Origin of the sequence: Vreelandella salicampi (genome assembly GCF_013415105.1) — a bacterium.
In the GTDB taxonomy this organism is placed as follows: domain Bacteria; phylum Pseudomonadota; class Gammaproteobacteria; order Pseudomonadales; family Halomonadaceae; genus Vreelandella; species Vreelandella salicampi.
This window is the reverse complement of record NZ_JACCDF010000027.1, coordinates 1-7,989: the sequence shown is the minus strand read 5'-3', so window position 1 is coordinate 7,989 and position 7,989 is coordinate 1. Positions and strand designations below refer to the sequence as shown.

8 protein-coding genes are annotated in these 7,989 nt (G+C 55.9%); 7 read left to right on the top strand and 1 reads right to left on the bottom strand.

Annotation, left to right across the window (positions count from 1 at the left end; genetic code table 11):
* The first annotated feature begins 173 nt into the window (after window positions 1-173).
* Window positions 174-701: a hypothetical protein gene (locus HZS81_RS17750; protein ID WP_179931855.1), complete on the top strand. Its 528-nt coding sequence runs from the start codon at window positions 174-176 to the stop codon at window positions 699-701.
* A gap of 160 nt (window positions 702-861) precedes the next feature.
* Here HZS81_RS17750 and HZS81_RS17745 read toward each other — a convergent pair whose 3' ends face one another.
* Window positions 862-1,116: a hypothetical protein gene (locus HZS81_RS17745; RefSeq protein WP_179931854.1), complete on the bottom strand. Its 255-nt coding sequence runs from the start codon at window positions 1,114-1,116 to the stop codon at window positions 862-864.
* A 731-nt stretch (window positions 1,117-1,847) separates the two neighbouring features.
* Here HZS81_RS17745 and HZS81_RS17740 point away from each other — a divergent pair.
* The 6 genes from HZS81_RS17740 (at window position 1,848) to HZS81_RS17715 (ending at window position 7,873) form a co-directional block, all read left to right on the top strand.
* The gene (locus tag HZS81_RS17740; RefSeq protein WP_179931853.1) at window positions 1,848-2,612 is read left to right on the top strand and encodes a hypothetical protein; all 765 of its coding nucleotides are present in this window, start codon (window positions 1,848-1,850) and stop codon (window positions 2,610-2,612) included.
* Window positions 2,612-5,992, top strand: a complete 3,381-nt coding sequence (locus tag HZS81_RS17735; protein WP_179931852.1) for a DEAD/DEAH box helicase family protein — start codon at window positions 2,612-2,614, stop codon at window positions 5,990-5,992. Before HZS81_RS17740 ends, HZS81_RS17735 begins: the two co-directional genes overlap by 1 nt.
* Entirely contained in the window at window positions 5,982-6,356 is a 375-nt protein-coding gene (locus HZS81_RS17730) for a hypothetical protein (protein WP_179931851.1), read from the top strand. Before HZS81_RS17735 ends, HZS81_RS17730 begins: the two co-directional genes overlap by 11 nt.
* 173 nt (window positions 6,357-6,529) lie before the next feature.
* Window positions 6,530-6,931: a hypothetical protein gene (locus HZS81_RS17725; RefSeq protein ID WP_179931850.1), complete on the top strand. Its 402-nt coding sequence runs from the start codon at window positions 6,530-6,532 to the stop codon at window positions 6,929-6,931.
* Window positions 6,932-7,080: 149 nt separating this feature from the next.
* The gene (locus HZS81_RS17720; protein WP_179931849.1) at window positions 7,081-7,716 is read left to right on the top strand and encodes a recombinase family protein; all 636 of its coding nucleotides are present in this window, start codon (window positions 7,081-7,083) and stop codon (window positions 7,714-7,716) included.
* Entirely contained in the window at window positions 7,703-7,873 is a 171-nt protein-coding gene (locus HZS81_RS17715; protein WP_179931848.1) for a hypothetical protein, read from the top strand. The genes HZS81_RS17720 and HZS81_RS17715 overlap by 14 nt, the downstream gene beginning before the upstream one ends.
* Window positions 7,874-7,989 lie beyond the last annotated feature (116 nt).

Below are 7,989 nucleotides of genomic sequence, written 5' to 3'. Positions count from 1 at the left end.
AATAAAAACGCCCCCCTGATCGCCAAACCACGGGGGGCGCTACCACTAGAAAGCAAAGGCATGATATCACACAGCAGGGGCGCCGATAGCGGAAGGCTGCTGGCACTCCTGCTGGGGGACCCAGCAGATCGTTGCCAGCTGGTTTTATCATGCCGAGACATGGAGACAAGTTAATGAACCGCCATATCATCCAAACAGACGACAGCGTAGACGATGCCGCCGTGCTAGCTGCGCTCGAAGCCGCTGGCATTGACGCCAGGGTTAAGCCGCTGCACCAACAGCGGTTGGCTAAAGTAGCCGCCGACCTGCTAGCAGAATACCCGGTGGAGCAGTGGGAAAAAGCCCGCGACAAGCTAGTAGCGCTGATTGATGAAGCGTTAGACGATGCCGACGAAGCGCGCGCAAAGCGGATCGACGACAGTATTGACCGCCTGGAACGTGACCATGGCGAGCTGACGACGTGGCGTTGTGCAGGCGTAAACATTGCGCTTGGCGTGCCGTCTGCGCTTATCACTAGCATTGCGCGTGCCGATGGTGCGCGCCGCGACGTAGAGCTGAGGATGCTTACCGGCTTGATGCTGCCCCAACTGGAGCGCATATCGTCGTTACAGATGCAGCGAGCGCTTGGCAGCGAGTACACCGGCAAGCGTAGCGACTATCAGCGGCTAATGGAGTTGGCGTGCAGAGAACTGAGCGTATGAAGGCTGGCCATCCTTTGCCTGCGTCCATGCAGTGACGCACCTCGATTGCGGCCATAGGCTGCGCTATTGGCGTCACGCCTTTACCGTAGCCTTGCCCGCTCCGGTTGTATGTAAGACATACCGATAGGGTTTGTAAGCCGAATATGCTGTGTGTTGGCGATTAAAGGTACTGACTTCGCCGCTTATCACAGTAGTCCACCAACTGACTATCCCGGCTGTCTATCAAGCTAATCAGCTTTTCAGTGCTATGAAAATCTTCCTTCACCGCATAGCTCATAAAATGGTCAAAAAATAACTGACATTTTTTATCCATTGTATCCGCTAGCAAAACCTCATTTGCGGCCTCCGTGGGAGTGGTCGCATAAGAGACTAGAGGGATAAAGCACAGTACGGTAGTGGCGATTAATTTTTTCATCGTGAAAAACCCTTTTGAAAGTAACGTTCCTTTATTAATCGGGGGTTATAACCCAACGACCACCCCTATCTTCTAACTCATAGCTGTAGGAATAGCCGTTGCAATAGACGGTGTAACCTCTTTTCACAATGAACGGGTTTACCTTGTCGACGGTATCGCACCGATACCCAGCGGCCTGTATTAGCGTTTTTGCGTCCCTCTTCATTGCAGCGTCGTTTGCGTAAGCAACGCTTGCTGTCATAGAGGTAACGGCGAGTACGACTAGGAGGATCTTCTTCATGTCCCTGAATGTCCCTATATTGAATTAGCCTCAACCGTATCGTATTAGGGGCTTATCATCTACGCCATTCCATGCGAAAGGATGAGAATCAGTAGTCACATATAAAACGGTATAAGCATGTAATAAAACGGTATATGGAGGAAAAAACCAAGCACGTTTGCCATTATCGCTGTTGGAGCGGGGGACGAGCTTTTAAAGGGCTGGAAACATGCTTAACCATCTGATTTACTAAGCACAACGGAAAACGCCCCGACACGAGGTCGAGGCGCTTTAAACCGGGGGTAGCCGCCGAATCTTGGCGGAGGACGCGGCTGACCCCTTCACACTACGAACGCTTAGTCTTCCATATACCCAAGCGTGCCGCTGCCTTTCCAATATAGCACTATGCTAAAGGGCTGGTAAAGCTAAGGTGTAAAAGGCTAAAGCGTTCGGACAGTCGAAGGCCGAACCGATGAACGTAGCCACCTCCACAATCGAAGCACCTTCTATTCTCCAACCCCGCTTGCCTGATTATCCGTACAGTGAAATATATTCAGAATCGCATCATACCCTACTGCATTGGCATATCCAACTGCACACGGTATGGCGTAACCCCCTGCAGTTAAACCACTGGCCAAGCGATGAACCGTACAACAGCGGACGAGGCCACTGGGCAAACGTAGCGCTCCACGAAGAAGCTGACATTGCTGACATGCTTCTAGATATGGACGACCCCGAGATGGTGGGCCTATCCGAGCTGGGTAATCTGATGATGGTATCCCGCCATGCCGCCAAGTATTTGGTGCAAGAGCACGGCATCCCTTACGAAGAAACTACCCGCCGTACTCACCGCGCGTTTGATATCCCCTTAGCGCCAGCACTGCTTTGCTTAATGACATTGCCCGGTGTGAAAAGCATCACACGCAACCGGGCCACTTGGGGGTGGCTCGCTATCGCTGCTGGGTTATGGAAGCCTGAAACGGGGTATTTGCTATCCCCTGAAGACGTTTGTACCTACGAGTACCGTATGCGCCGGCGCCTGGTTGATCGATCATGGTTACAAGGAAAAGGGCTAGAGGAAGCCACTGAACACAACAAGCGCAAGACCCAAACGGAGGCGTACCAGCGGTTTCGTAACCAGCAAAAACTAGCAAAACGCCTGCAGGCATTAGGCCGCTATGCCCCCCAAGATGCCGTGTGCATCCCATGGGATGACGCGAGCCGGGAGGGGTGGTAATGAGTTACACCTTCACCCGGTACACTAGCAAGCGTGTACTAGCCAAGCGATTAAGGCGCCAGCCTGATGGAAGCCTGAGCTGGGAGGCATCCGCCAACCTGAGTAAGGGGCGTGCCGAAACGTTAAAAGTGGATAGCCTGGAAACCCTGGCCGAATGTATCCAAGGCACCACCCCCCGGCAGGCTATCGGCGTGGGCGTTATCCGAGACGGTCGCACCACGGCGCCGGTCGCACTGAAAGCCGCCATTGAAGAGGGCACGGCACCCGCAGGTGCTATTGCTCGAAGCATTGAGCATTTACGAATGCCGAGCCGGGGGCTCCTGCCCCTAGACGTGGACGATGGCGAACAACCCCAAGCCGTAATAGACCACCTTTGCCAGTTTGATGAGTCACTTAAGGGCGTTAAGTGGCTGGCAGTAGGCTCCTCGCGTTACCACGTCACCGACCCCGAAGGGCGAACCGTAACCCGCAAGGGAGGCTGGCACCTTTACGCGCTAGCCGAAGGGTTAGGCAATCTAACCGACTACGCACGGGCCTATGAAACGTGGGCAAAGGAAAACGGATACGCCAAGCAAGTCATCGATGCAGCTGGGCGCCAGCGTTGGGAGTACCCCATTGATACTGCCGTCTGGAAAAGCGCCGCCAACCGGCTGATATTCGAGAGCGTGGCGCTACCGAAAGGCTACCAGGCAGCGAAGCCGATACAGTGGATTAACTCAGAGGGGGGCGCTGCCGTAATTCGCTTACCCGCTGCCGCGCACTTGATCCGCCAACAAAAGCGTCAGCCGCCTGACCTTGCCGCCTTTAATGCGGATGCGGATATGCCCGCCTTACTGGAGCGCCTGGGCTATCGTGACGCAGGGCGAGGGCTATGGTTTACACCGGGGCAGAATGACCGCACCCCCGCTGCACAGCTTTATGATGATGGCCGCGTATACCACCGAGGCAAGGAGTTAAGCGGGCAGAACCTAGATGCACTAGGGCTAATCGCGCATTGGGAGTTCAACAGCGACTTCAAAGCCGCAGCGGCTGCCCTACGCGCCAGCAATGCCCCTGACAACGCTGAGATAGAAACGTACCGGGCACGTTGCAACGTGGACAGCATGAGCCTTGCCGCGCAGCGTTACATGACCGCTTATTTTCAGCATGACGATGATTTATGGCTGGGGATGGCCGCGCTATACGATGGCGTCGAGCAGCGTTGTAGTATCAACGATTGGTGCAAACGGCACCGGCAGAACCCGCGAATTGTCGCTAGAGTTTTGGCTGATGCACGCCGGGAATTATGGGGGGCACAGCACCGGGCACCGGGCGCACCGTTTACCCGCCATGAAAGCGTACCGGCTGCAGCGCAGGCCATGAACGCCAGCAGCGCCAGCAGTTACTTACAGGCACCGCTGGGGGCAGGTAAGACAGAGAAGGCGCTGGCCCCGATTATCGCGCAACACAGTAACGTGCTAGTGATAAACCACTTACGGGCCTTATCGAGCGACCTAGCCAACCGGCTGGACGCACAACACTACCAACAGGCCGAAGCGCTGCAGCCCGGACGCCTAGTGACCACCGTTCACAGCCTGACCCAGCCTCGCGTGATCCGCTGGATACAAGACGCCGACCCCACCTTGATCGTGATCGACGAAGCCGCCAGCGTGGCGGATGTTCTAGGACAGCCCGGAGGCAATATGAGCGACACCCAGCAAGCCGAAGCGCTGCAATTGCTGCAGCGGCTGGCACGGCTGGGCGTTCGGTTTATCCTCGCGGATGGTGATTGCCCCGAATCGGCGCGAATCCTTGCCGGGCTGGCAGATGTGACCGAATGGCACCGGGCACCGGGCGAATACGAGCAGCCGCGTGTTGAAATCCACCAAGGCGTAAGCGTCGAGACAACCGACGAAAAACACCGCATTCGCCGCACCCCTACACACCCCCTTAGCGAGGCCATACGCGCCAGCAATAGCTTAGCGCTGTTCTGCGACACCCGAACGGACGTTGAAGCCTGGGCCAGCCGCCTTGGTTGCCTGGGTATACATGGCGAGAACAGCGGTGACCCTGAACAAGCCGCTTTCCTGACCGCTCCCGACCGCCAAGCCGTCGACCGCGGCCGCGTCGTTTATAACAGCGTGTTAGGGGCAGGTGTATCAATCACAAGCGCAGAACGTGACGTGATCGGCGTGTATACCGGCCACCTCGCGCCACGGGCAATGTGGCAGGCGTTACGCCGTTGGCGTCGGGCGTCGGATGGCGTGATAAAGATCCAAACCACCCCGGGCGCATGTGTACCCAAGCGCCAGCAAGCCGTGACGGACAGTATGGAATGGTTGCAGGCGCAACAAGAGTTAGACGGAGCTCCGGGAATAGGGAGCCCGCTGCTAGCGTGGCACGCACTACGGGCCGCGTATTGTGCTGAAACGGACCGTTGGACACGCAACCCCCAGCAGGCGTTTGTTACCTACCTGGAGGAAGCCGGCATTGATGTCACCGTAGTCGTGGACTCAAGCGCCGGCACTGACACCGAACACGACACGGTTAAGCAGGAAAAGAAGGCCGAGCGGCTGCAAGCACTTGCACAAGCAAAGCAGATAACAGACCGCGAGCTGGCGAAAATCCAACGGCAAGCGCGTAAGACAAGCGACGAGGCTATGCAGGAGCGCCGGGCCGTCGCCGCGCGAGCCCTACACCTGGATAACAGCGACTTAACCCCACAAGGGCACCTACGTGAACCGCTAGCAAAAGCGATACTACAGCAGCAGTTAGAGCGCCGTGCCGGGCTCGCTGCTTACGTTTGGATGGATGGTTATACCGTTTCCTTGATGGACGAGGAAGGACGAAGGCGCCACCACTTACGCTGGCAGATCGTTACCGAGACTATGCGAGCCGTGGGCATTGATCCGTTAGCACCAGAGGCCACGGGACGCCCCCTTACTCGATTGGACGTGTTAGCGCTTGTCGAGCGGCTGGACGCTATATTGCCGAGTAAGGGTAGGTTGCCGCTGCTACGGGCTGCAGGGCTGCCAGAGTTGCCCCGCACCAGCGCCAGCAAAAAACAGCTGGCTGTATGGACACGCGAATGGTTTACCCGAATGGGGCTAACCCGAGTCAAAGGAGGGCGCAGCAAAGTGACCATCGAGGGAGAACGATTGGACGCGAGCACATGGAAATTTGACCTGATGGCCGCCTGCTTTGCTCAACGTATCGCAGCACACAGAAACGTCACTATACGCGGCATTGATTCCAGAGGGCTAAATCCCGCTGAAAGCCCCGCCAGCCGGGCGTTTCAGGTGTCGCCAACCGACCCCCACACGCTATATACATGGGGGCAGGTTAGCGACATCTGTATACCCGCTGAAACCGTCTCAAAGGAGGCATGTTGTGGAGCCTGAAAACAGATTGAACGAAGCAAAAACAGCGTTAGAAATTCGTGGACGAATGGAAGCCCTGAGAAAGGAACAGGAGGCCCTTTTAGAAGCGTACCCAGATGTTTTGCGGCAAGAAGCAGAGACGGCGAAGAGCAGGATCATTGCAGGCTGGCAGGAAGTGGAGGAAGGCATTCGGCTATGGCAGCAGTGCCAACAGTACGCGCTAGATGAGACGGATGAAGACCTATATTACATTGGCCCTTTTAGTAGCCAAGCGCTTTTCGATATCAAGGACAAAATGGCAGCCGCAGGTGTTGGAAACAAGGTGTTTTCCCCTGTTATACAAAGTAGGTCGGGCTTTACGGGGTGGCTCGACGGTGGTGAATAAAAGTACCCCCCTTTCAAAAAATGGGAAATTTTTCGCGAGGGACCTAAAGGGCCATCACTGCACACATATATAAATAAAAAGGAGGTGGGGGGTGGGGTGGTTATGCCTTAGTGTAGGGCAATTGACACCCTAACCCGACAGTGCCCGACATGCCTGAATTGACCATAGGCCGAATGGCTAAACTATACGGTTTGCACCGTTCAACATTATACGAAGCCGTCGCTAAAGGCCGCGTCAGTGCTGGCCATGACACCAAAGGGCAGCGGGTTATCGACCTGTCTGAAATGATCCGTGTTTATGGCGAACCCCCCAGCGATACCCGACACCCGACACCAACGCGCCCTACAGCAAAGCCGACACCCGACAGTAACGCCCTACTGACCGAATTGGTCGAGATTAACCGGCAGCAAGCACACCAGCTTGAGCGTATGGCAGAAAGGATAGAGCGCCTAGAGAGCGTTTTGCTACGTCTACCCGCCCCCGACAGACAGCCGACGCAGCCCGACACCCCTGAAGAGCCTCACCGGCACAAGTTCAGTGACCTGATGGATGCCTTACGTAATAGCCAAAGCTGACTAGAAGAGTGTGTCGGATAAGGTGTACCCCAGACGATATAAAAAGTACGCACCTTATAGTGTATCGGTATTATCCTAAAAAGGCTCAAAACGATACAATAGAAACCGAGTCGCCAAACCGATACACCCACTAGAAAGCGAGCCTACCGATGTTTATTCGAGCTTACTTGCGCGCCAGCACAGAAGAACAGGATGCTGAACGCGCACGTCACAGCCTGACCACCTTTGCCCACGACCTGGGCCACTCAGTCGCCTGTTGGTATACCGAGAACGCCAGCGGTGCCAGCAGTGAGCGCCCCGAGCTGCAACGCTTGTTAAGCGATGCACAGCCGGGTGACGTGCTGCTAGTAGAATCCATAGATCGCCTTTCACGTCTGCCCGCCGCTGCCTGGAAGCGTCTACGCGGTGAGATCGACGCTAAGGGGTTACGTGTCGTTGCCCTGGACTTGCCCACCAGCCATACCGCCATGACGCAAACAACGGGTGACGACTTCACGGCCCGTATGTTGGACGCCATAAACGCCATGATGCTGGATATGATGGCGGCCATAGCCCGTAAGGATTATGAGCAGCGTCGAGAGCGCCAAGCGCAGGGTATTGAGAAGGCAAAAGCAGAAGGGAGATACAAGGGGCGACCGGCTGACCAAGAGAAGCGCCAACGTATTCGAGAGCTGCTCGATGCAGGTTTTAGCGTTAGGAAGGTGGCAAAGTTAGCGCCAGCAAGTACCAGCACCATCTACGCCGTTAAGACTGAAGCGAAAGGAGAAGACAATGCGAAAGGCTAAGCTGTTCGACCTAATCCCCGTGGAAGTACACGACGACGGACTATGGGACGTAGACGCAGACGGAGCTGCTTACTTTGTGCTTAGTCTGGCAGCTGGTTTTTTGCTACGTATCTATACATTTATGGCGCTAGACGTGCTGATTACTGAGCAGGAATAAAAACGCCCCCCTGATCGCCAAACCACGGGGGGCGCTACCACTAGAAAGCAAAGGCATGATATCACACAGCAGGGGCGCCGATAGCGGAAGGCTGCTGGCACTCCTGCTGGGGGACC

What these genes read in the sequence shown, in the direction of transcription:
- HZS81_RS17745 (WP_179931854.1), bottom strand. Translation starts at nt 1,116, where the DNA reads ATGAAAAAATTAATCGCCACTACCGTACTGTGCTTTATCCCTCTAGTC.
- HZS81_RS17740 (WP_179931853.1), top strand. Translation starts at nt 1,848, where the DNA reads ATGAACGTAGCCACCTCCACAATCGAAGCACCTTCTATTCTCCAACCC.
- HZS81_RS17715 (WP_179931848.1), top strand. Translation starts at nt 7,703, where the DNA reads ATGCGAAAGGCTAAGCTGTTCGACCTAATCCCCGTGGAAGTACACGAC.
- HZS81_RS17725 (WP_179931850.1), top strand. Translation starts at nt 6,530, where the DNA reads ATGGCTAAACTATACGGTTTGCACCGTTCAACATTATACGAAGCCGTC.
- HZS81_RS17720 (WP_179931849.1), top strand. Translation starts at nt 7,081, where the DNA reads ATGTTTATTCGAGCTTACTTGCGCGCCAGCACAGAAGAACAGGATGCT.
- HZS81_RS17750 (WP_179931855.1), top strand. Translation starts at nt 174, where the DNA reads ATGAACCGCCATATCATCCAAACAGACGACAGCGTAGACGATGCCGCC.
- HZS81_RS17735 (WP_179931852.1), top strand. Translation starts at nt 2,612, where the DNA reads ATGAGTTACACCTTCACCCGGTACACTAGCAAGCGTGTACTAGCCAAG.